Source organism: Streptomyces avicenniae, assembly GCF_000719135.1.
Classification (GTDB): Bacteria; Actinomycetota; Actinomycetes; order Streptomycetales; family Streptomycetaceae; genus Streptomyces; species Streptomyces avicenniae.
Genome location: NZ_JOEK01000003.1, coordinates 398,523 through 416,839 on the forward strand (window position 1 = coordinate 398,523; position 18,317 = coordinate 416,839).

19 protein-coding genes are annotated in these 18,317 nt (G+C 74.9%); 12 read left to right on the forward strand and 7 right to left on the reverse strand.

What is annotated here, in order from left to right:
* Nucleotides 1-82 precede the first annotated feature (82 nt).
* Nucleotides 83-1,024, forward strand: a complete 942-nt coding sequence (locus IF27_RS08700; RefSeq protein WP_052848812.1) for an NADP-dependent oxidoreductase — start codon at nt 83-85, stop codon at nt 1,022-1,024.
* 27 nt (nt 1,025-1,051) lie between these two features.
* Here IF27_RS08700 and IF27_RS08705 read toward each other — a convergent pair whose 3' ends face one another.
* Nucleotides 1,052-2,650 (reverse strand): acyl-CoA carboxylase subunit beta, encoded by a 1,599-nt coding sequence (locus IF27_RS08705; RefSeq protein WP_052848813.1) that lies wholly within the window; start codon nt 2,648-2,650, stop codon nt 1,052-1,054.
* A gap of 101 nt (nt 2,651-2,751) precedes the next feature.
* Between IF27_RS08705 and IF27_RS08710 the strand changes: the two genes are divergently transcribed.
* The 4 genes from IF27_RS08710 to IF27_RS08725 all read left to right on the forward strand — a co-directional run bounded on the left by IF27_RS08710 (nt 2,752) and on the right by IF27_RS08725 (nt 7,039).
* Nucleotides 2,752-3,603 (forward strand): biotin--[acetyl-CoA-carboxylase] ligase, encoded by an 852-nt coding sequence (locus IF27_RS08710; protein ID WP_052848814.1) that lies wholly within the window; start codon nt 2,752-2,754, stop codon nt 3,601-3,603.
* Between the two features lie 118 nt (nt 3,604-3,721).
* The gene (locus IF27_RS08715; RefSeq protein ID WP_223290963.1) at nt 3,722-4,954 is read left to right on the forward strand and encodes an adenylate/guanylate cyclase domain-containing protein; all 1,233 of its coding nucleotides are present in this window, start codon (nt 3,722-3,724) and stop codon (nt 4,952-4,954) included.
* Between the two features lie 50 nt (nt 4,955-5,004).
* Entirely contained in the window at nt 5,005-5,820 is an 816-nt protein-coding gene (locus IF27_RS08720) for an enoyl-CoA hydratase/isomerase family protein (RefSeq protein WP_052848816.1), read from the forward strand.
* Nucleotides 5,821-5,911: 91 nt separating this feature from the next.
* A complete protein-coding gene (locus IF27_RS08725; RefSeq protein ID WP_052848817.1) occupies nt 5,912-7,039 on the forward strand; it encodes a GGDEF domain-containing protein in 1,128 nt (375 codons plus the stop codon).
* Nucleotides 7,040-7,059: 20 nt separating this feature from the next.
* On the opposite strand, the gene IF27_RS08730 is transcribed toward IF27_RS08725, so the two are convergent.
* The 3 genes from IF27_RS08730 to IF27_RS08740 form a co-directional block, all read right to left on the reverse strand.
* Nucleotides 7,060-7,614, reverse strand: coding sequence for a GNAT family N-acetyltransferase (locus IF27_RS08730; RefSeq protein WP_052848818.1), 555 nt, complete (start codon nt 7,612-7,614; stop codon nt 7,060-7,062).
* On the reverse strand, nt 7,596-7,997 hold the full coding sequence (locus tag IF27_RS08735; protein ID WP_052848819.1) for a MerR family transcriptional regulator: 402 nt from the start codon (nt 7,995-7,997) through the stop codon (nt 7,596-7,598). The genes IF27_RS08730 and IF27_RS08735 overlap by 19 nt, the downstream gene beginning before the upstream one ends.
* A gap of 83 nt (nt 7,998-8,080) precedes the next feature.
* Nucleotides 8,081-8,557, reverse strand: a complete 477-nt coding sequence (locus IF27_RS08740) for a hemerythrin domain-containing protein (protein ID WP_052848820.1) — start codon at nt 8,555-8,557, stop codon at nt 8,081-8,083.
* A 162-nt stretch (nt 8,558-8,719) separates the two neighbouring features.
* Between IF27_RS08740 and hutH the strand changes: the two genes are divergently transcribed.
* Nucleotides 8,720-10,276 carry a histidine ammonia-lyase gene (gene hutH, locus IF27_RS08745; protein WP_052848821.1) on the forward strand — a complete coding sequence of 519 codons (1,557 nt, stop codon included), beginning with the start codon at nt 8,720-8,722 and terminating at the stop codon, nt 10,274-10,276.
* A 21-nt stretch (nt 10,277-10,297) separates the two neighbouring features.
* On the opposite strand, the gene IF27_RS30910 is transcribed toward hutH, so the two are convergent.
* Nucleotides 10,298-10,471: a hypothetical protein gene (locus tag IF27_RS30910; RefSeq protein WP_190232867.1), complete on the reverse strand. Its 174-nt coding sequence runs from the start codon at nt 10,469-10,471 to the stop codon at nt 10,298-10,300.
* A gap of 121 nt (nt 10,472-10,592) precedes the next feature.
* On the opposite strand from IF27_RS30910, the gene IF27_RS08750 reads away from it, so the two are divergent.
* The 5 genes from IF27_RS08750 to IF27_RS08770 all read left to right on the forward strand — a co-directional run bounded on the left by IF27_RS08750 (nt 10,593) and on the right by IF27_RS08770 (nt 15,183).
* A complete protein-coding gene (locus IF27_RS08750) occupies nt 10,593-11,012 on the forward strand; it encodes a hypothetical protein (protein ID WP_110945686.1) in 420 nt (139 codons plus the stop codon).
* 186 nt (nt 11,013-11,198) lie between these two features.
* Nucleotides 11,199-12,458 carry a L,D-transpeptidase gene (locus IF27_RS08755; protein WP_223290964.1) on the forward strand — a complete coding sequence of 420 codons (1,260 nt, stop codon included), beginning with the start codon at nt 11,199-11,201 and terminating at the stop codon, nt 12,456-12,458.
* Nucleotides 12,459-12,559: 101 nt separating this feature from the next.
* Nucleotides 12,560-13,948: a sensor histidine kinase gene (locus tag IF27_RS08760; protein WP_052848823.1), complete on the forward strand. Its 1,389-nt coding sequence runs from the start codon at nt 12,560-12,562 to the stop codon at nt 13,946-13,948.
* Entirely contained in the window at nt 13,945-14,607 is a 663-nt protein-coding gene (locus IF27_RS08765) for a response regulator (protein WP_110945687.1), read from the forward strand. The genes IF27_RS08760 and IF27_RS08765 overlap by 4 nt, the downstream gene beginning before the upstream one ends.
* 24 nt (nt 14,608-14,631) lie before the next feature.
* On the forward strand, nt 14,632-15,183 hold the full coding sequence (locus tag IF27_RS08770; protein ID WP_420821990.1) for a gamma carbonic anhydrase family protein: 552 nt from the start codon (nt 14,632-14,634) through the stop codon (nt 15,181-15,183).
* 25 nt (nt 15,184-15,208) lie between these two features.
* Here IF27_RS08770 and IF27_RS08775 read toward each other — a convergent pair whose 3' ends face one another.
* Entirely contained in the window at nt 15,209-16,177 is a 969-nt protein-coding gene (locus IF27_RS08775) for an MBL fold metallo-hydrolase (RefSeq protein WP_052848824.1), read from the reverse strand.
* Nucleotides 16,178-16,281: 104 nt separating this feature from the next.
* Nucleotides 16,282-17,133, reverse strand: coding sequence for a serine hydrolase (locus IF27_RS08780; RefSeq protein WP_052848825.1), 852 nt, complete (start codon nt 17,131-17,133; stop codon nt 16,282-16,284).
* Between the two features lie 24 nt (nt 17,134-17,157).
* Here IF27_RS08780 and IF27_RS08785 point away from each other — a divergent pair, with 24 nt between their 5' ends.
* Complete coding sequence (locus IF27_RS08785; protein ID WP_052848826.1) at nt 17,158-18,111, forward strand: LysR family transcriptional regulator; 954 nt, start codon at nt 17,158-17,160, stop codon at nt 18,109-18,111.
* The last annotated feature ends 206 nt before the right edge of the window (nt 18,112-18,317 follow it).

An 18,317-nucleotide genomic window follows, 5' to 3' on the forward strand; every position in this document is an offset into this window, starting at 1 on the left:
CGGGGGCGCGGCCATCCTAGGCTTCGCGGGACGAGCTGACGACGTGGACGCCGTGGTGGACGGCCTACCGGAAGGACGTGCGATGCGCGCGGTCGTGCTGAGGAATCCCGTGCCGTCCGAGCCCGAGGTGGGCGAGGCGCCCGACCCGGAGCCGGGCCCCGACGAGCTGCTGGTGCGGGTCGCGACGGCGGCGCTCAACGGCATCGACCTGGGCGTCATGGCGGGCCGGTTCGGCGATCCGGCGCAGTACCCCTACCCGCTCGTCCTCGGCAAGGACTTCGCCGGGACGGTGCACGCCATCGGCGAGCAGGTGACGGGCTACGGCGTCGGCGAGGCCGTCTTCGGCATGGCGGTGCGCCCGCCGGTCGGGGCGGGGTCGCTCGCGGAGTACGTGACGGTGCCCGAGGGCTTCGGCGTCGCCCGGGTGCCCGCCGGGGTCGCCCTGGCGGACGCGGGCGCCCTCGCGCTGGCGGGCACGACCGCGCTGACCTGCGTGGACGCCGTCGCTCCGCAGCCGGGCGAGCCGGTGCTCGTCGCCGGGGCGACGGGCGGCGTGGGCGCGATGGCGGCGCAGTACGTGGCGGCGCGGGGCGCGCGGCTGATCGCGACGGCGCGTCCTGGCGTGCAGTCCGGCTTCCTGCGCGACCTGCTCGGCGAGCGCGTCCACGTCGTGGACCACACGGCCGACCTCGCCGGACAGGTCCGCGCCCTGGCGCCGCGCGGGCTGGCGGCGGCGATCCACCTCGCGGGCGACGGCGACGCGGTCGCGCGCCTCGTCGCGGACGGCGGGCGGCTGGCCAGCCCGCGCCACTGGGCGCCGCACGACGGCCTGGGGGACTCGCTGACCGTCACCGACGTCGTGGCCGACCCGGACACCGCGACCCTCGACCGGCTGGCGGCCGACGTGGCGGCCGGGCGGCTGCGCGTGCCGATCACCGCGACGTACGGCCTCGGCGACGCGCCCGCCGCCCTCGCGGCCTTCCGGCAGAGCAGCTTCGGCAAGCTGTCGATCTCCGTGCTCTGACGCCCGCCACCGCCGCATCGCGACGCGTCACAGCGGGATGTTGCCGTGCTTCTTCGGCGGCAGCTGCCGCCGCTTCGTGCGCAGCGCCCGCAGCCCGCGCACGATGTGGCGGCGCGTCTGCGACGGCATGATCACGGCGTCCACGTAGCCGCGCTCGGCGGCGGTGTACGGGTTCAGCAGCGTGTCCTCGTACTCCCGCGTCAGGCGCGCGCGTTCCGACTCGCGCTCCTCGTCGCTCCCGAGCCCGGCGAGCGTGCGCCGGTGGAGGATGTTCACCGCGCCCTGCGCGCCCATGACGGCGATCTGCGCCGTGGGCCAGGCGAGGTTGAGGTCGGCGCCGAGGTGCTTGGAGCCCATGACGTCGTACGCGCCGCCGAACGCCTTCCGCGTGATCACGGTGATCAGCGGCACGGTCGCCTCGGCGTACGCGTAGATCAGCTTCGCGCCGCGCCGGATGATGCCGCCGTACTCCTGGCCCGTGCCCGGCAGGAAGCCCGGCACGTCCACGAAGGTGAGCACCGGGATGTTGAACGCGTCGCACGTCCGCACGAAGCGCGCCGCCTTCTCCGACGCGTCGATGTCAAGGCAGCCCGCGAACTGCATCGGCTGGTTGGCCACCACGCCGACCGAGGCGCCCTCCACGCGGCCGAAGCCGGTGAGGACGTTCGGCGCGAACAGGGCCTGCGTCTCCAGGAACTCGCCGTCGTCCAGGACGCGTTCGACGACCTCGCGCATGTCGTACGGCTGGTTGTCGGAGTCGGGGATCACGCCGTCGAGCGCCTCGTCCGCCTCGGTGAGCGCGAGGTCCGCCGTCTCCGAGCCGCCCGGCGCCCAGACGGGCGGCTCGGACAGATTGTTGGAGGGGAGGTAGGACAGCAGCGCCTTCACGTACTCGACGGCGTCCTTCTCGTCGCCCGCCATGTGGTGCGCCACGCCCGAGACGGTGTTGTGCGTCCGCGCGCCGCCCAGCTCCTCGAAGCCGACGTCCTCACCCGTCACCGTCTTGATCACATCGGGCCCGGTGATGAACATGTGGGACGTCTGATCGACCATCACGGTGAAGTCCGTGATCGCCGGTGAGTACACCGCGCCGCCCGCGCACGGCCCGAGCACCAGCGAGATCTGCGGCACCACCCCCGACGCGTGCACGTTCCGCCGGAAGATCTCCGCGAACAGCCCGAGCGCGACCACGCCCTCCTGGATACGCGCCCCGCCGCCGTCGTTGATCCCGATGATCGGGCAGCCAGACGTCAGCGCGAAGTCCATGACCTTCACGATCTTCTCCCCGTACACCTCGCCGAGCGAGCCGCCGAAGACCGTGAAGTCCTGCGAGTAGACGCAGACCTGCCGCCCGTCCACCGTCCCGTAGCCGGTGACGACGCCGTCGCCGTACGGCCGGTTCGCCCCGATCCCGAAGGCGGTCGCACGGTGCCGGGCGAACTCGTCCAGCTCCGTGAACGAGCCCTCGTCGAGCAGCAGGTCGATGCGCTCCCTGGCCGTCAGCTTTCCCTTGGCGTGCTGCTTCTCCACCGCCCGCTCCGACCCCGCGTGCGTCGCCTCCTGCGCGCGGCGGCGGAAATCGGCGATCTTGCCCGCGGTGGTGCGGATGTCGTCAGCGTCGGACACCGGGTCGCTCCTACTCGTCCTCGGGTGGCTACCGCTCCGTAGGGTAACGTCGGCCGCCCGCCGCGGACGTGCGGCGCCTTCCCCCGCCGTAGGGTGGCCGCATGAGCCCCCCGGTGAGCCGCTGGTCCGATCTCGACCGCCCCCCGCTCAACGCGCCCGCCCTGCGCGCCGCGCTCGTGCGGCCGGGCGGCCTGTGGACCCGGCTCGACATCACCGACACCACCGGCTCCACCAACGCCGACCTCGCCGAGGCCGCCCGCACCGGCGCCGCCGCGCCCGGCACCGTCCTCGTCGCCGAGGCGCAGACCAGCGGACGCGGACGCCTCGGCCGCTCCTGGGAGGCGCCGCCGCGCTCGGGGATCTTCCTGTCCGTGCTGCTCGACCCCGAGGCCGACGGCGTGCCCGCCGAGCGCCTCACCTGGCTGCCGCTGCTCGCCGGGGTCGCCACCGCCACCGCCCTCGCCCGCTCCGCCGGCGTGGACATGGCCCTGAAGTGGCCGAACGACCTCCTCGTGCAGGTGGACGGCGAGGACCGCAAGGTCGGCGGCATCCTCGCCGAGCGCGCCGACGGGCTGGTCGTCCTCGGCATCGGCCTCAACGTCTCGCTGCGCGCCGACGAGCTGCCCGTCCCGACCGCCGCCTCCCTCACGCTGGCGGGCGCCGCCTCCGCCGACCGCGACCCGATCCTGCGCGCCGTCCTGCGCTCGCTGGCCCAGTGGTACCGCCAGTGGGCCGACGCGGGGGGCGACCCGGCCGCCGGTTCGCTCCAGTCCGCCTACGCGGCCGGATGCGCCACGCTCGGCCGCGAGGTCCGCGCGGAGCTGCCAGGCGGGGGCGAGCTGCGCGGCGAGGCGGTCGCCGTGGACGGTGACGGACGGCTGGTCATCGCCACTGTGGCGGGAACTCGCCACGAGGTCGCGGCGGCCGACATCGTCCACCTCCGGGCGACGTGACTCACGGCACACCTGCCGTAGGGTGGGCGCGTGAGAACGCGCGACGGGCGCTGCTGCGGACCGACCGGTGGAGCAGCGCGCAGCGAAGGGAACGCCTTCCCGGAGGCGGGCGGTGACCGTGGCCGGGGCTGACGCGGCTCCACCCGGCGGACCGGACGACGAGCCGGGCACCGGCCCGGCGGGCGGCCGTTCCGACGCCTCCGACACCCCTGGCAGGCCGGTGCAGGACACCGCCGGTGCCTTCGGGCCCGCGTTCCCCGGCCCGGCCGCCCCGGCGGGGGCCGTGCCTCCCGTCTCCCTCGACCCGGACGACGAGTCCGACGACACCATCGCGCTGCGCATCGAGGCGCTGATCATAGGGGCGGAGCGGCAGTACACGCCGTTCCAGGCCGCACGCGCCGCCGGGGTCTCCATGGAGCTGGCGGCCCGCTTCTGGCGCGCCATGGGCTTCCCCGACATAGGGCAGGCACGCGTCCTCACCGAGGCGGACGTCCTGGCGCTGCGGCGGCTGGCCGGCCTGGTCGAGGCCGGGCTGCTGAGCGAACCGATGGCGATCCAGGTCGCGCGCTCCACCGGGCAGACGACGGCGCGGCTGGCGGACTGGCAGATCGACTCGTTCCTCGAAGGTCTGACCGAGCCGCCCGAGCCCGGCATGACGCGCACCGAGGTCGCGCTGCCGCTGGTCGAGCTGCTGCTGCCCGAGCTCCAGGAGTTCCTGGTGTACGTGTGGCGGCGCCAGCTCGCGGCGGCCACCGGGCGCGTCGTGCAGGCGCAGGACGACGCGGAGATGGTGGACCGGCGGCTCGCCGTCGGGTTCGCCGACCTCGTCGGCTTCACGCGCCTGACGCGCCGCCTTGAGGAGGAGGAGCTGGGCGAGCTGGTCGAGGCGTTCGAGACGACCGCCGCCGACCAGGTCGCCGCGCAGGGCGGCCGTCTGATCAAGACGCTCGGCGACGAGGTCCTGTTCGCCGCCGACGACGCGGGCACCGCGGCCGACATCGGCCTGCGCCTGGTGGAGACGCTGCGCGAGGACCCGATGATGCCCGAGCTGCGCGTCGGCATCGCCTTCGGCACGGTCACGACGCGCATGGGCGACGTGTTCGGCAACACGGTGAACCTCGCCAGCCGCCTCACGTCGATAGCCCCGAAGGACATGGTCCTGGTGGACGGCGCGATGCGCGACGAGCTGACGTCCGCCGCGCTCGCCCCGCGCTCGGAGAAGGCCGCCGACGTCGCCGAGGCCCGCCCGCCCGGCTACCGCTTCGCCCTCCAGCCGCTCTACCAGCGGCCGGTGCGCGGCCTCGGCATCGTGGAGCCCTGGCTGCTGACCCGCCGCGACGACACGGGCTGAGCCCGCCGCCCTCTGCCGCACGCCGCCCGCCCGGTGCCACAATGCGCCCCATGAGCGGCGATGCGGCGGGCGAGCGGCGGTACGGCGACTGGGTGGCGGTACGGCGCGAGGGCGGCGGCCACGTCGCCGAGCTGGTCCTCGACCGGACGGCCGCGATGAACGCGCTCTCCACCGAGCTGGCCCGCCGCCTCACCGCCGCCTGCGCCGACCTGGCGGCCGACCGGGACGTACGGGCCGTCGTCCTCACCTCGACGCATCCCCGCGCGTTCTGCGTGGGCGCCGACCTGAAGGAACGGGGCGGCCTGGACGACGCCGCGTTCGGGCGGCACCGGACGGTGCTGCGCGCCGCGTTCACCGCCGTCCTCGACCTGCCGCAGCCCGCCGTCGCGGCCGTGCGGGGCTTCGCGCTCGGCGGCGGCTACGAGCTGGCCCTGTCCTGCGACCTGATCGTGGCCGACCCGACCGCCGTCGTCGGCCTGCCCGAGGTGTCCGTGGGCGTCATCCCCGGCGGGGGTGGCACGCAGCTGCTGCCGCGCCGGGTCGGCGCCGCGCGCGCCGCCGAGTTGATCTTCACCGCCCGCCGCGTCGAGGCGGCGGAGGCGGCACGTCTCGGCCTGGTGGACGTGCTCGCCGAGGACGGCGCGGCGCGTGACGAGGCGCTCGCCCTCGCCGGGCGCATCGCGGCGCACTCCCCGGTGGGCCTGCGCGCCGCCAAGCGCGCCCTGCGCGTCGGGAACGGCCTGGAGCTGCGCGCCGGGCTCGAAGTGGAGGACGCGGCCTGGCGCACGGTCGCGTTCTCGCCCGACAGGGCCGAGGGCGTGGCGGCGTTCAACGAGCGGCGGAGCCCGCAGTGGCCGGGCCTGTGACCCCGTGCGCGGGCCGTGCGGGCGGCCGGTAAGTGCGGGCAAGGAGTAGTTGAAGGCACCAAACCGTGCCGAACGCCCATAGCCTGAGCGTATGGGTGACGAAAGCCGGGTGCGCGCGGTCGTGGATCTCGCGCAGCGGATGGCCGCGGCGCAGGCGCTGCCCGAGGTCGCGCTCGCGGCGGCGGAGAGCGCGCGGCTGGCGCTGCGCGCCTCGTTCGCGGCGCTGTCGGTGTGGGAGCGCGAGCGGGGGCGGCTGCGCGTCCTGGCGAACGCGGGGGAGCTGGCCGAGGGGGAGGAACGGTTCCCCGCCGACGAGTCGTATCCCGTGGCGGACTTCCCGGAGATCACCGAGTTCCTGCACGACAGGTCGGGCCGTGGCGGCGAGCCGCGCGCCTGGGTGGAGACGGCGGACGGGCCGCGCGGCAGCCGCCGGGTGCTGGCGCTGCGCAGGCGGGCGCGGGGGTCGTGCGTCGTGGCGCCGCTGGTGCTGAACGGGCGGGCGTGGGGGGAGCTGTACGTGGCGCGCGCCGCCGGGGAGGAGCCGCTGGGGCGCGTGGACGCGGACTTCGCGTCAGCGCTGGCGTCGGCGATAGCCGCCGGTCTCGTGCAGTACGAGCGGCTGGCGGAGGCGCAGCGCCTCGCGTACACCGATCCGCTCACCGGGCTTGCGAACCGCAGGGCGGTGGACATACGCCTGGAGGAGGCGCTGGAACGCCACCGCGCCACAGGGGCCGTCGTCACGCTGGTGGTGTGCGACATGAACGGGCTGAAGGGGGTCAACGACACGTACGGGCACGCGACGGGGGACCGGCTGCTGGAACGGTTCGGCTCCGTCCTGTCCCGGTGCGCGGCGGGGGTGCCTGGGGCGCTGGCGGCGCGGCTGGGCGGGGACGAGTTCTGTCTGCTGGCGGTCGGGGCGGAGGCGGCCGAGGTGGAGCGGGCGGCGGAGGAGATCTGCCGCCGGGCCGCCGAGCTGGAGCTGGGGGAAGGCGTGGCGTGCGGGGTGGCGTCCACGGGGGAGGCGATCGGTCCGCTGCGGTCGGCGCGCGGCCTGTTCAGGCTGGCGGACGCGGCGCAGTACGAGGCGAAGGCGACGCGCTCTGGCACGCCCGTCGTGGCGGGTCGCGCGGGCGCGGGGGACGCGGCGGTGGCGCTCGCCGAGGCGGCGGTGCCCGAGGGGCCCGAGCGGCGGACGATCCGGGGGCGCGGCGCGCACTGAGGCGCCGTACGGCGCGCCCGCTACCGGCCCGCGCCGCGCTCGTCGGCCAGGAGCGCGTACGTGTCGAGGCTCGTCCACTCGCCCTTGAAGAAGTCGGCGGCGACGTTCCGCCCCTCGTGGCGGAATCCCGACGCTCGCAGGAGCCGCGCCACGGCCTCGTTCCGCGCGTCGCACAGCGCGACGAGCCGGTGCGCCCCGTGGTCGTCGAACAGCCAGTCGGCGACGCGTCGCACCGCCTCGCGCCCCACCCCGGCGCGCTGCCGCGCGGGCGCGACGGTGACCCCGAGTTCGTACGTGTCGGGCTGGCTGTCCCACGTGTGCACGGCGACGTCGCCCAGCAGCGCGGACGTCGCCGGGTCGCGCACCGCGAGCTGGAGCCAGCCGCCTGGCGCGGGCAGCGGGCCGTCCGGCTGCGCGGCGATGAGGCGGTCGGCCTCGGCCGTGCCGTAGTCGGGCGTCCAGGACTGGAGGCGGGCCACGGCGGGGTCGCGGCGGTAGGCGACGAAGGCGTCACGGTCGCCGGGGCCGAGCGGGGACAGGGACAGCCGGGCGGTCGTCAGGGGATGGTCGCGCACTGCGGCATGCTACGGGCCCGCGCGGCGACGTCGTCGGGCGCTGCGGAGATCACGGCGTCCAGCGCGTCCATCGACGCGTTCAGGCCGTCGATGGCGCGGCGGATGCGGGCGCGTTCGCGGTGCAGGTCGGCCACGAGGGTCGGGCAGGTCGGGACCATGCGCGCGCCGTCGTCCCGCAGGCAGGGCAGCATCAGGGCGATGTTCGCCGTGTTCAGCCCTGCGGCGAGGAGGTCGCGTATGCGGTGGACGGCGCGGACGTCGCCCTCGGCGTACTCGCGGTATCCGGCGGGGGTGCGCCCGGGGTGCAGCAGGCCCTGCTTCTCGTAGTAGCGCAGCAGCCGCTCGGGTACGCCGGTGCGCCGGGACAGCTCGCCGATGAGCATGGTGCTCCTCCTGTGCGCGGGGCCTTGGCTCAGCGGGGCCAACGCCGGGCGGGCGCGGATACTTCCCCGCCCGCCCGGCGTGCTCAGCCGTCCTCGGAAGATTCCACCCCCAGCAGCTCCGCGACGGGCAGGCCCGCGTCCGTCATGGCGTCGAGGACGGGGACGAGCCGCCGTTCCTCGAAGCCGAAGTGCGAGTCCATGACGGCCGCGATCCCGTCGAGCCTGCTGAGCAGTTCGCCGGGCGGCGCGGTCCGCACGGCGGCGTCCAGCTCCTGGATCAGGCCGTCGAGCATGGCGTGGTCCTCCATGAGGAGGTCGATCACCGGGGCCAGTTCCGGGTGCGCGGCCCGGATGCGGGGGAAGAGGGCGTCGTCCTCCGCCGTGTGGTGGCGGGTGAGGGCGGCGCAGAAGCCGACGCAGAAGAGGCGCAGGTCGGCCGCGGTCTCCTCGCGCGGCGCCCCGGCCGCGACGCCGTCACGGACCTGCCGCACGCGGCGGCGCAACGCGTCGTGCACCAGTCGTAGTTCGTGGCCCCAGGCGCGGGCCCTTGCGCGGGTCACCGCGCGGTCGGATCGGTCTCCATGTCCGGATTCCTTTGGGTACGGCGCCTCCATGCCCAGCGCTGTCCGCTGTCGGCACGCGACGCTGCCGCAGACCGTAGCAGGGGCGGGGGCTCAGGTCGGGAGGGCGGGGGGCACGCCGTTAGGTTGCACCTCATGGCAATGCAGAGCAGCACCGTGACCGTGTCCGCCAGCGGCGTGACGCCCGCCGACGTCGTCGCCGTCGCCCGCGAGGGGGCGCGCGTCGAGCTGGCCCCCGACGCCCTCGCCGCGATGGAGGCCGCCCGCCGCACGGTGGACGGCCTGGCCGCCAAGCCCGAGCCGGTGTACGGCGTCTCCACCGGCTTCGGCGCGCTCGCCGTCCGGCACATCGGCCCCGAGCTGCGCACGCGCCTCCAGCGCAACCTGGTGCGCTCCCACGCCGCCGGGCTCGGGCCGCGCGTCGAGCGCGAGGTGGTGCGCGCCCTGATGTTCCTGCGGCTGAAGACCGTCGCCTCGGGACACACCGGCGTACGCCCCGAGGTCGCGCAGGCGATGGCCGCCGTGCTGAACGCGGGCATCACGCCCGTCGTCCACGAGTTCGGCTCCCTCGGCTGCTCCGGCGACCTCGCGCCGCTCGCCCACTGCGCCATGACGCTGCTCGGCGAGGGCGACGCCGAGGGGCCTGACGGCCGCGTGCGGCCCGCCGGGGAGCTGCTGGCCGCGCACGGCATCGCGCCCGTCGAGCTGCGGGAGAAGGAGGGCCTGGCGCTGCTGAACGGCACCGACGGCATGCTCGGCATGCTGCTGCTCGCCTGCGCCGACCTCGCCCGGCTGTTCACCTCGGCGGACATCACGGCGGCCCTCACCCTGGAGGCGCTGCTCGGCACGGAGCGCGTCCTCGCGCCCGAGCTGCACGCGCTGCGCCCGCACCCCGGCCAGGCGGCGAGCGCGGCGAACATGCTGCGCGTCCTCAAGGACTCGGGGCTCACCGGGCACCATCAGGACGCCGCGCCGCGCGTGCAGGACGCGTACTCCGTGCGCTGCGCGCCGCAGGTCGCGGGCGCGGGGCGCGACACCCTGGCGCACGCGCTGACGGTCGCGGAGCGCGAGCTGGCCGCCGCCATCGACAATCCGGTGGTCATCGAAGGACGCGTCGAGTCGAACGGCAACTTCCACGGCGCGCCGGTGGGGTACGTGCTGGACTTCCTGGCCGTCGCGGTGGCCGACCTGGCGTCGATCACGGAGCGGCGCACGGACCGGCTGCTCGACCGGAACAGGTCGCACGGCCTGCCGCCGTTCCTCGCCGGTGACCCGGGCGTCGATTCCGGGCTGATGATCGCCCAGTACACGCAGGCGGCGCTCGTGGCGGAGCTGAAGCGGCTCGCGGTGCCCGCGTCGGCCGACTCGATCCCGTCGTCGGCGATGCAGGAGGACCACGTGTCGCTCGGCTGGTCGGCGGCGCGCAAGCTGCGGACGGCGCTGGACGGGCTGACGCGCGTCGTGGCCATCGAGCTGTTCGCGGCGGCCAGGGCGCTCGACCTGCGGGAGCCGCTGGCCGCGCGGGGGCTGCGTCCTGGCCCGGCGGCGCGCGCGGTGGTCGAGGCGGCGCGGGCGGCCGGGATCGGCGGGGCCGGGGACGACCGGTTCCTCGCGCCCGACCTGGCGGCGGCGGAGGAGTTCGTGCGCCTCGGCCGCCTGGTGGAGGCGGCCGAGGCGGTGACGGGGCCGCTCGCCTGAGCGGCGGCGGTCCTGACGGCGTCAGTGCGCGTCGGGCTGCGTGACCTGCTCGACGGTGACCGAGGTCCCGCCCGCGTCCGCGTCGGACTCCGGATGGGGCGACGGCAGGAACCAGCCGAGGCCGAGCACGGCGGCGGCGACGAGAGCGCAGACGATGGCGCGGCGGTTGGCGCCTGCGGAGGAGTTACCGTCCACGGGGCCCTCCCTGGGGGTCGGTAGGGGCGATGGTGCGGGTGCGGCGGCGATCCGCAGCGATGGTACGGGGGGCGCGGGTCGCGGGGAAGAGGGGGCGGCCTGGGACCTTACTCTCCGGGGCATGAGTGAAGACATGAGCGACCAGACGCGTCACGTCCGCGTTCGCGTGGAGATGGTGCTGGAGATCACGGAGCCCGACGAGCTGATCAGGGCGGCGTGGGCGCGCATCGAGGGGGACGAGCTGATGCCCCCGGAGGAGCGCGACCAGGCGGCCCAGGCCGTCTCCCGTGACGAGGCGGAGGCCGTCGCGTACCTCATCGACCCGATCGACCTGGTGGGTGAGGTGCCCGGCGTGCTGCTGGCGCAGGCGTCGTGGACCAGCGAGCAGGCCGAGTACGACCCGGACGAGGCATGGGACGAACTGGATGACGACCTACCTGACCTACCTGACGACGGTTCCGGCGGTTCGGGCGGCGCCGGTGAGGAGCGGGACGACGGGGGGCCGGGCGCGGGCCCGGGGGGCGCCGGGCCGTGGCGGTGAGCCCGCCGGGGGTTCCGCCGGTCGGGTGAGTGACCGCCCGTCACTCGAACGTGTGGTTCACCGCAGGGATTCACTTACAGTGGAACCGGCTGCCGTGGGATCGCGTTCTATCCCTTGTGTCCCATGGGGGCCCCTCCCAGGGGACCGCGGTGGCGGCGGACGGAACGGCGAGTGATGAGGGACGGCATGCGGCGCAAGGGCTTGACGGTGGCGGCGACGCTGCTCACCGGAGCACTGACACTCACGGCGTGCGGCGGAGGCGGTGACGACGGCGACGACTCGGGTACCGGCGGCTCGGCGAGCAGCAGCGAACAGTCCGACGCGGACCGCGCCGCCGAGGAGGCGGACACGTCGGAGGCCGTGATCTCCATCACGCCGGACGACGGCGCCGACAACGTCGGCATCAACAGCGACGTGCAGGTGCAGGTCGAGGGCGGCACGCTGGACGAGGTCGTGATGACGGCGAGCGAGTCCGGCGCGGAGATCGCCGGGACGATAGCCGCGGACGGCGCGAGCTGGGTGCCCGACGCCCAGCTCGACCGCTCCACCGCCTATCAGGTCACGGTGCTGGCCAGCGACGCCCAGGGCCGCGAGGCCCACCAGTCGGCGGCCTTCACCACGGTCTCGCCCGAGAACAGCTTCATCGGCTACTTCACGCCGGAGGAGGACACGACCGTCGGCGTCGGCATGCCGATCTCGCTGAACTTCGACAAGCCGATCACCAACAAGGCCGACGTCGAGGCCGCGGTCGAGATCGACGTGAGCAGCGGGCAGGAGGTCGTCGGCCACTGGTTCGGCGACTCCCGGCTCGACTTCAGGCCGGACGACTACTGGCAGCCGAACACCCATGTCGAGGTCCATCTCGCGTTCGACGGCATCGAGGGCGACACCGGCGTCACGGGCGTGCAGAACCGCACGTTCTCCTTCGACGTCGGCCGCTCCCAGGTCAGCATGGTGGACGCCGAGAGCAAGCAGATGACGGTCATCCGCGACGGCGAGGAGATCCGCACCCTGCCGGTCTCCGCGGGCAGCCCGGAGAACCCGACCTACAACGGCCAGATGGTCATCTCCGAGAAGCACAAGGAGACCCGTATGAACGGGGCGACCGTCGGCTTCACGGACGACGACGGCGAGGGCGAGTACGACATACCCGACGTGCCGCACGCGATGCGCCTGTCCACGTCGGGCACCTTCGTGCACGGCAACTACTGGGCCCCCGACAGCACGTTCGGCAGCGCCAACACCAGCCACGGCTGCATAGGTCTGAACGACACGCAGGGCGCCGAGGACGAGAGCACCGACGCGTTCTGGTTCTACGACAACTCGCTCGTCGGCGACGTCATCATCGTCACCAACTCGCCCGACGAGCAGATGCAGCCCGACAACGGCCTGAACGGCTGGAACCTCTCGTGGAACGACTGGGTCGCGGGCAGCGCCCTGGCCTGACCGGCCGCCGTCCCACCCCCGGCGTACATCCCGGGACGGACGGGGGAGATCCCCGCGCAGGGGGACGACCCCGTCCGTCCCGGGCGCCTAGCGTTCCCGGCATGACCGAGCAGGCCACCACCACCGCCCCCGCCCCGCACCGCGGCACGTACAGCGAACTGCTGATAGCCCGCCGCGTCCTGCGCGGCCTGTGGGACGACCTGGGCCGGGGCGCGACCGCCCAGCGTCTCCTGCCGCCGCTGCCGCTGTCCGACAGGTTCGCCCGGCCGCTGCGCCGGCGCCTGCCCGACGGCGTCTCCCTCCCGCACCTCGCCCCTTACGCCCTCGTCGGCCTCGCCGCGTTCGTCCTGACGGTGGTCGCCTACGCCACCGAGCGGGGGGACTACTACGGCATCTCCGCGTTCCTGCACGTACTCCTGACGCCGCTGCCGCTGCTGATCACCACGATGCGGCCGGTCCTCGGCTGGTGGTCGTCCCTCCTCGCCACCTGGCTCCAGGCGAGCTGGTGGTCCCACAGCGGCTCCTGGCCGTGGAGCGACACCGGTTTCGTCGCCCAGGTCCTCGTCCTGCTCGTCCTGAGCCTCACCTCCCCCGCCCGGGCCGTCGCAGGGGCCTGGGTCGTCACCGCCCTCGTGGGCGGCGCCTTCGTCTGGTACCTGCCCAGCGGGACCGGCTCGGAGAACAACATCCAGGTCGCCGCGGTCTCCTTCATGGCGCTCCTCACCGCCGTCCTGCTGCGCGCCTGGTACGACTCGCGCCGCGAGGTCGTCGCCCAGACCGCCGTGACCGCCGTCGAGCGCTCGCGCAGGACCGTCCTCGAAGAGCGCACCACCATCGCCCGCGAGCTGCACGACGTCGTCGCCCACCACATGTCGGTCGTCGCCATCCAGGCGGAGGCCGCCCCCTACCGCGTCACCGACCCGCCGCCCGAGCTGACCCGGGCGTTCGCCACGATCCGCGAGAACGCCGTCGCCGCCCTCACCGAACTGCGCCGCATCCTCGGCGTCGTCCGCGCCGCGGAGGAGGACGCCCCCGACGCGCCCCAGCCGACCCTGGCCCTCCTCGACTCCCTGCTCTCCGGCGTCCGCGACGCGGGCCTGCCGGTGGAGAAGGCGGTGACCGGCGCCGTCCGCGAACTGTCGCCAGGCGTCGAGCTGTCGGCGTACCGGATCGTCCAGGAGGCGCTGAGCAACGCCCTGCGCCACGCGCCGGGCAGCACGGCCCGCGTCGAGCTGTCCTACGTCCTCGGCGGCCTCGGCCTGCGCGTCGTCAACGGCCCGCCCACCGGGCCCGTCCCCCCGTCGCCCGGTGCCGGGCACGGCCTCACCGGCATGCGCGAACGCGTCGCCATGCTCGGCGGCGAACTGGTCGCCCAGGCCACGCCTGACGGCGGCTGGGAGACGACGGCCTTCCTCCCCGCCCGCCCCGACGACGACGGCCAAGACCCTGACATGCCCGCCCCCATCGCCCCCGTGGACGGCGCCCCGTGACCATCCGCGTGCTCATCGCCGACGACCAGATGATGGTCCGTGAGGGCTTCTCCGTCCTCCTCGGCGCCCAGCCCGACATCGAGGTGGCGGGCGAGGCCGTGGACGGACGCGAGGCCGTCGAACAGGCCGCCACCCTGCGGCCCGACGTCGTCCTCATGGACATCCGCATGCCGAACCTCAACGGCATCGAGGCCACCCGCGCGATCACCGCCGCCCCCGACGGCGCCCCCCGCGTCCTCGTCCTCACCACCTTCGACCTGGACGAGTACGTCTACCAGGCGCTGCGCGCCGGGGCCTCCGGCTTCCTCCTCAAGGACGCCTCGGCCCGGCAGCTCGCCGAGGGCGTCCGGCTGGTCGCCGCGGGGGAGGCGCTGCTCGCCCCGACCGTGACGCGCCGCCTCATCCACGAGTTCGCCCGCCTCGACCGCACCCCCCGCCCGCCCGCCCGCGACCGGCTCGGCGACCTCACCGAGCGCGAGACGGAGGTCCTGGCCCTCGTCGCGCAGGGTCTGTCCAACGCCGAGATCGCCGCCCACCTGGTCGTCGCCGAGTCCACGATCAAGACGCACGTCAGCCGCATCCTCGTGAAACTCGACCTGCGCGACCGCACCCAGGCCGCGATCCTCGCCTACGAGACGCGCCTCGTCGTCCCGTCCTGACGGCGCCTGGCCCGGTGGTGTGGGATGGGCCGCATGACCCTGATCCCCTTCGGCGACCACAGCCCGCGCCTCGCCCCGTCCGCCTGGATCGCCCCCGGCGCCACGCTCGTCGGCGCCGTCACCCTCGGCCCGCGCGCCAGCCTCTGGTATGCCACGGTCGTCCGCGCCGACCTCGAACGCATCGAGATCGGCGCGGGGAGCAACGTCCAGGACGGCTGCGTCCTGCACGCCGACCCGGGCCGCCCCGCCGTGCTCGGCGCGGGCGTCTCCGTCGGGCACCGCGCCGTCGTCCACGGCTGCACCGTCGAGGACGGCTCCCTCGTCGGCATGGGCGCCGTCCTCCTGAACGGCTGCCGCATCGGCGCCGGTTCGCTGGTCGCCGCGGGGACGGTCGTCCTGGAGGACACCGAGGTGCCGCCCGGCTCGCTGATCGCCGGGGTGCCGGGCAAGGTACGCCGCGCCCTCACCCCCGAGGAGTCCGCGTCCCTGCGCGGCACGGCCGAGCGCTACCAGGAGCTGGCGCAGCGCCACTCCGCCCACGCGGGCCACCTCGGCGCGATCGCCCACGAACGCTGACCGGTCGGCGGCGGGTCAGAAACGGTCAGAAGCCGTACGGCGTCAGGTACTCGGGCATCACGACCCGGCTGCGCGGCGCCACCCGCCGCACGGCGGCGCGGAAGTCGTCGAGCCGCCGCCGCGTCGCGTCGTCCGGCACGAGCGGCGGATTCGTCAGCGGCACCTCGAAGTTGTCCCAGTGCACGGGCACGACGGTCGCCGGCCGCCCCAGCGCCTCCAGCAGCCGCGGCACGTAGTCGTGCGTCGCGTCGCTCGACTGGATCGCCACCGTCGCGACGTCCGGCGCGAGCCCGGCGACGTTCCGTTCCACGAAGTCGCTGCCGCCCATGAAGAACACCGAGGGGCCGTCCGCCGGTGTCACCAGGAACGCCAGCGTGTCGCCCTCCGGCAGGTCCGCGACCGTCACGGGGGCGGCGGGCGGCGTCAGCCTGACGCCGGGGAACAGCACGGACCACGAGGCGTTCCTGCTGTGCAGCGAGGACACCACCTCGACCACGCAGCCGCCGAGGTCGAGCACCTCACCGCCCCTGACCTGCGTGAGCTGCCCAGCGGGCACGTCCATGGCGAGGCCCAGGTTGTACGCCGTCGCCGTCCCGAAGACCCGCGCGCCGGTGCGCGTGGCGATGTGCGGTACGTCCCCGAAGTGGTCCCAGTGCGTGTGCGTGACGAACACGGCCGTCGCGCCCGCCGTGTGCGTGTCCACGGTGTCGGCGGCCACCGTCAGGCCCGTCCCTGCGCGGAACCCGGTGGTGAACATGCCCGTGTCGTAGCGGCTGAGATAGGGGTCGATGAGCAGCACCTTCCCGCCCGTCTCCACGCGCCAGCCCGCGTTCCCCAGCCAGCTGAACGTGGCCCCCGACCGCGAGGTCCGCGTCCGCGCCCGCGCCGGGGCCCCCGCCGCCGCGACCGACCCTGCCGCGGCGCCTCCCGCCGCGAGCGCCGTCCCCGCCGTCACCGTCGTCCGCAGGAAACCCCGTCTGCCGACACCCGCCATGGCCCTACCCCTCTCGATGGGAACTCGTGTGCGGCACACCGAAGCACCCGGGCCCGCCCCCCGTCCAAGATCCACCACCGCACCGGCCGATACGCGAACGGCTATCAGCGCAGGTCACGCACCCTCTCCACCGCCTCACGCGCCGCCCGGCCCAGCGCCAGGTCCACGTCCAACTGCCGCGTGTCCCACCGCCGCGTCGCGCCGAAGACGGCGACCGCGTACCGCCCCCCGTCCGGGTACGCGACCACGCCCGCCTCCATGTGCAGGCCGGGCAGCGTCCCCGTCTTCCCCGTCACCACCACCTCGGGCGGGAACGCCGCCCGCAGCCGCGTCCACGCCATCTGCCGCCCCATGAGCCGCCGCACGAGCGCGCACGCCTCGGCCGGGCCCGCCTCGTCCCGCCACAGCAGCGCCATCAGCCGGGTGATCTCCCGCGGCGTGCTCGACGTCGTGTGCGCCGGGTCGAAGACGCGCAGCGCACGCTTCCGCCCGTCGGGCAGCCCCGGGTAGACGGCCGCGAACTCCGCCGCGTCCCGCACGCCGACGTCCGCGAACATCGACTCAAGCACCTCGCGCGGCCCGCCGATCACCCGCGTACGCCCCATGCCCAGCTCGGCGGCCAGCACCGCCAGCAGGTCGGGCCCGACCCGGCGCAGCAGCAGGTCGGACGCCGTGTTGTCGCTCAACGCCAGCGAGAAGTACGCCAGGTCGCGCAGCGACAGCTCCACGTCGTCCGCGCAGTCCGCGAGCCCCCAGCCGCCCAGCCGGTCGGGCGCCCGCGCCACGACGCGCTCCGCCGGGTCGAGCTGCCCGGCCGCCACCTGCCGCGCGAACTCCAGGACGAGCAGCACCTTCAGGAGCGACGCGATCACCACCTGCTCGTCCGCCCCCGCGCCCACCTCCCCCTCGCCGTCGATGTCCCGCACGTGCAGCCTGATGTCCGCGATCTGAGCCATGCCCCCATCGTCTATCGTCGCCCCGTGGACCTCTCCCGCCACCTGCGCCACTTCCTCGCCGTGGCCGACGAGCTGCACTTCGGCCGGGCCGCGGAACGGCTCGGCATGGCCCAGCCACCGCTGAGCCAGTCCGTGCAGCGCCTCGAACGGGAGCTGGGCGTCGAGCTGTTCGACCGCTCCCGCCGCAGCATCACCCTCACCCCCGCCGGGCGGCTCCTGGTGGACGAGGCGCACGGCGTCCTCGCGGCCGACGCCCGGCTGCGCGCCGTGATGACGGGCGTACGGGACGGCTCGCTCGGCACGCTGCGCGCCGGGGTCCCGCCCGACACACCCGCCACCGCCCTGCGCGAGCTGCTGCGCCGCACGGCCGGGCAGGCGCCAGGACTTGAGGTGGACCTGCACGAGCTGACGTCGGCCGAGCAGGCGCGCGCGCTCGCCGAGGGGCGGCTCGACGTCGGCCTGCTCCAGCAGCCGTTCGAGGCGCCGGAGCTGACGCGCGGCCCGTCCGTCGCCCACCGCGTCGGCGTCGTCGTCCCGCGCCTGTCGCCCCTGGCACGCCGGGACGCCCCGGCGCTCGCCGACCTCGCGGGCCACGCCCTGATCCTCCCGCCGCGCGCCGCCGCGCCCGGCTGGCACGACCACGTCCTCGACACCTGCCGCGAGCACGGCTACGCGCCGCCCCGCGTACGGCACGCGGGCAACCCCGACTTCGCCCTCGGGCTGGTCCTGGCCGGGCAGGGCGTGGCCCTGGCGCCGGAGGAACTGGCGCGCAGGCAGCCGCGCGTGGCCTGGCGGCCCCTGGCCGGGCAGCCGCTGACCGCGACGGTGACGCCGGTCTGGCCGAGCCGTTCGCCGCATCCGGCCGCGCCCCGTTTCGCCGCGGTCGCGGCCGACGTCCTGGCCGGGGCGCCGCGGGACGCCGTCGAGCTGACCTCGCCGGAGGCGCCGGCCCCCTGGACGGTCGTCTACACGGCGTAGCGCGCCCGCGCGCGTCCGATTCCCCACCTTGAACGGCCTGTTCTCGTCGTTGTGGCCCGCTGCGCGGCGTCGTTATGGTGGCTCGGCTGAACGTGATCGCCTGGGTACAGGGGGTGGGGTTCGTGGGGCGTCCGTCCGACTGGAGTCCGTTGGGGCTCGACGGTGATCCGACGCCGGGTGATCCGGCGGAGGTGCGTGAACTCGCG

What these genes read in the sequence shown, in the direction of transcription:
- IF27_RS08700 (WP_052848812.1), top strand. Translation starts at nt 83, where the DNA reads ATGCGCGCGGTCGTGCTGAGGAATCCCGTGCCGTCCGAGCCCGAGGTG.
- IF27_RS08710 (WP_052848814.1), top strand. Translation starts at nt 2,752, where the DNA reads ATGAGCCCCCCGGTGAGCCGCTGGTCCGATCTCGACCGCCCCCCGCTC.
- IF27_RS08720 (WP_052848816.1), top strand. Translation starts at nt 5,005, where the DNA reads ATGAGCGGCGATGCGGCGGGCGAGCGGCGGTACGGCGACTGGGTGGCG.
- IF27_RS08725 (WP_052848817.1), top strand. Translation starts at nt 5,912, where the DNA reads ATGGGTGACGAAAGCCGGGTGCGCGCGGTCGTGGATCTCGCGCAGCGG.
- IF27_RS08735 (WP_052848819.1), bottom strand. Translation starts at nt 7,997, where the DNA reads ATGCTCATCGGCGAGCTGTCCCGGCGCACCGGCGTACCCGAGCGGCTG.
- hutH (WP_052848821.1), top strand. Translation starts at nt 8,720, where the DNA reads ATGCAGAGCAGCACCGTGACCGTGTCCGCCAGCGGCGTGACGCCCGCC.
- IF27_RS08750 (WP_110945686.1), top strand. Translation starts at nt 10,593, where the DNA reads ATGAGTGAAGACATGAGCGACCAGACGCGTCACGTCCGCGTTCGCGTG.
- IF27_RS08755 (WP_223290964.1), top strand. Translation starts at nt 11,199, where the DNA reads ATGCGGCGCAAGGGCTTGACGGTGGCGGCGACGCTGCTCACCGGAGCA.
- IF27_RS08760 (WP_052848823.1), top strand. Translation starts at nt 12,560, where the DNA reads ATGACCGAGCAGGCCACCACCACCGCCCCCGCCCCGCACCGCGGCACG.
- IF27_RS08770 (WP_420821990.1), top strand. Translation starts at nt 14,632, where the DNA reads ATGGGCCGCATGACCCTGATCCCCTTCGGCGACCACAGCCCGCGCCTC.
- IF27_RS08775 (WP_052848824.1), bottom strand. Translation starts at nt 16,177, where the DNA reads ATGGCGGGTGTCGGCAGACGGGGTTTCCTGCGGACGACGGTGACGGCG.
- IF27_RS08780 (WP_052848825.1), bottom strand. Translation starts at nt 17,133, where the DNA reads ATGGCTCAGATCGCGGACATCAGGCTGCACGTGCGGGACATCGACGGC.